The 2,939-nt window shown below is 41.2% G+C and carries 3 protein-coding genes; all 3 read right to left on the reverse strand.

All coding sequences use genetic code 11. The annotated features are described in order from the left end of the window. Window positions 1-197 precede the first annotated feature (197 nt). A complete protein-coding gene (locus ACTF5U_RS12320) occupies window positions 198-1,001 on the reverse strand; it encodes a substrate-binding periplasmic protein (RefSeq protein WP_438971929.1) in 804 nt (267 codons plus the stop codon). Continuing rightward, on the reverse strand, window positions 988-2,349 hold the full coding sequence (locus ACTF5U_RS12325; protein WP_438971930.1) for a diguanylate cyclase: 1,362 nt from the start codon (window positions 2,347-2,349) through the stop codon (window positions 988-990). Before ACTF5U_RS12325 ends, ACTF5U_RS12320 begins: the two co-directional genes overlap by 14 nt. Before the next feature lie 410 nt (window positions 2,350-2,759). After that, window positions 2,760-2,939: diguanylate cyclase domain-containing protein (locus tag ACTF5U_RS12330; RefSeq protein ID WP_438971931.1), on the reverse strand; the 180-nt coding region annotated here is incomplete at its 5' end.

Below are 2,939 nucleotides of genomic sequence, written 5' to 3' on the forward strand. Positions count from 1 at the left end.
ATGCCTCCTCATCGTAATCAGAGTTAGAACCGATGTCATTGATTTTCATTCCATTTTCTCCGCACGATAAATTACTAGAATGCCTAATGAAGAGCTGCTAACACTTTAATAAAATGCCGGTCAGTATTTATAGAGTAAAGGTATCTTACCCCTTGATTTTGCTGTGATTCTTGAGTTGGTCGACGGTAAAGAATTTATCATTGAATAATGACATTATATTTTTTTAGCAATAGTGTCTCTTTCTCACCTCTCATTGCTACGCGACCCTCATTCCATATTTGGATAAGTTTCTGTCGTTCTGCCTTCGGTATAGCTGTTGAGAAGATCGGTATTTCAACTAATTTCATGTCAAAACCGGGACGAATGATTTGAAGGTCATTCTCTAGATTAAGTCTGTGTAAGGTATGTTGAAGCACCAGATCATTATCGGCGTACAAGTCGACTCTGTTCGCTTTAATCATTTGAAAGATTCGGTCAACAACATCATCCGTACCGGCAATGACTTCAACCAAGCCTGAGTGCTTAGGAGCATCTATGTAGTGTTGGTAATCGACACTAACCGAACTGTAATCCCAGCCAGGCCCTGTTGCAATACGCTTGCCTTCAATGGAATCAACCCCATCATATCGCCAGGGGTCATCACGCCTAATAACAAAAGCCGTTGAGTAGGAAAAAGTTGGCTCAGAAGCATAAACAAAGTCATTTCCAGAACTGGGAGAAAGTAAGTATTCCGGTAACATATCGCATAGACCCTCTGCGACCATATCAAGGCCTCTCGCTAAAGGAACTTCATAGTATTCAATCTCATAGCCTTTTTCTGAGAAAATATGCGCCAGCATGTCGATGACAACACCCCGATCAGGCGAGGTTTCAGTTGGAAAAATGGTCATTGGAGCCCATTGGTCATAACATACTTTTAATGTATCAGCCTGGCTCATGTTGGCCTTTGCCAAGGGCAGTATCAGGAATAAAAGTAGGGCAATATTTTTACATTTCAACACAATCACGGCCCTTATCTTTTGCTTGATATAGTTTTACATCAGCACGTTTGTATAGTTGATCAATACTGCGATCCTCAGGGCCCATGGATTCGATACCTAGGCTGACGGTGTAAGTCACTTTTTGGCCATCGATTTCTACTGTCGATGCTTTAATGGACCGTCTTATTTTGTTGGCAATCACATAGGCTTCATCCTTGTCTGCATTCGATAGAAATAGTGCAAATTCTTCGCCACCGACACGTCCGAGCAGGTCAGATTTTCTCAATAAACCTTGAATAGTCTGTATGAAGTGAATCAAAACGTGATCACCAATGAAATGACCATACTCATCATTAATGCGTTTAAAGTGATCTAAATCCATCAAAATGAATGAAGCAGGAGAATGTTGTCGTTGGGAAAGCAAAAAAAGGCGCTGTGCAGTTTCAAAAAAATTACCGCGATTTAGAACGCCAGTTAACGAATCTTTCGCTGCAACATCTTTGAGTTGTTCATTCAATATTTGTAACTCAGTGGTACGTTCTGTTACCGCTTTTTCTAACCATTCGCGTTTACTTTTTTCATCATTTAATAGACGCTGCCTATCTTTTTCCATGCTGGTGAGCATGGCATTCATGTGAGCTTGAAGTTGATTAAGCTCATTGTTATCCAAATTGGATAGTGTGATTCGTTTGTTTAAGGTGTGATTGAGCTGCACTTCATCTACTTGTGACATAAGCTCCTTAAGTGGCAAAGCGAGGTAGCGATTAAAAGCCCAGATAAATAGCCCAAATAAAACCGATAACTTTATGATTGCTGTAATCGCAATCAATACAAAGCCAAACCATACGCGAGCTAAAACGACTTTTGATGATGAATATAGCGCCATCGTACCAAGCGCAATATTTTCACCATTAAGTGTCCAGCTTAAGTCTGCTGTGGTATCAAAAATTGAGAAGGGTTCAGCGTCTAGACTATAAAGACGTTTAGAAACGATGGTATTGCCTTGGTTATCCCTAATGTCGATACCCTCAATAATGGGCATCGTGACTAAGCCATCAATTAACACGTCCAATTGCTTGTCGTCGTATTGCCATAAACTTGTTGAAACAGGACCTTTAACAGTCTCTTCCAGTTGTTTTAGTTCAGTTAATATCGAGTCCTGCGTTTTTAAATATTCTGTCAGAAACTGTATGCCCGTAATTAAGCACGCTACACCAAAGTAGATGACAAAAATAACACGCATCATTTTTTGGGAGAGATTGTTCGGCCGAAGAAAATTTGAAAACACTGAAAATGAACCTTTAAGAGGGCAAGTAACTAGGATCTGATCGTATTGTATTAACCCGCACAATGGAACAAATTTAAGCATTTAACCAAGATATAATCACACGCTAAGCATTCAAAATGCTGGGAATATATCTATTCGTTGTTTTCCTGATGGAAACGAGTGAAATTCAATCCACATGAATTGAGCTGTGTGTATGTAAATAACTCAGCCAAGAGTCGTGCTGCCGAAAGGGCCTATCATTATGGTTGTACTATCGAAAGGCGGTTTTATGTGGTTGGGGATGATTATACTTTTGGTTCTGTTAAGTCAGAGTGCCTTTGCACGTTCTGATTCTAACGCGTACCGATGTGGTAATAACTTGGTTCAGCTCGGTGATAGTCTTTATGAAGTACAGGATTTGAGTGGGCGCAGCGACGGCTCATATCAATGGCAAGAGACGGTTACGCTTCATAGACCCAATTGATTTTGAATCTGGCTTGTTTTGACTGATTTTATAACGCTGGCGCCTTGTCCTTTATCTGTTCCAACATCACTTTGTTGCGCCCTGTATCTTTGGCCCTGTAAAGGGCGTCGTCTGCGCGCCGAAGGAATGAATCCGGACTGTCTGTGGTCCGAAAGGCCGCTACACCCAAGCTTGCGGTAACGCCACCGATGTCCTCCAGCTGGATTCG

Origin of the sequence: Methylophaga sp., assembly GCF_965655755.1 — a bacterium.
GTDB lineage: Bacteria > Pseudomonadota > Gammaproteobacteria > Nitrosococcales > Methylophagaceae > Methylophaga.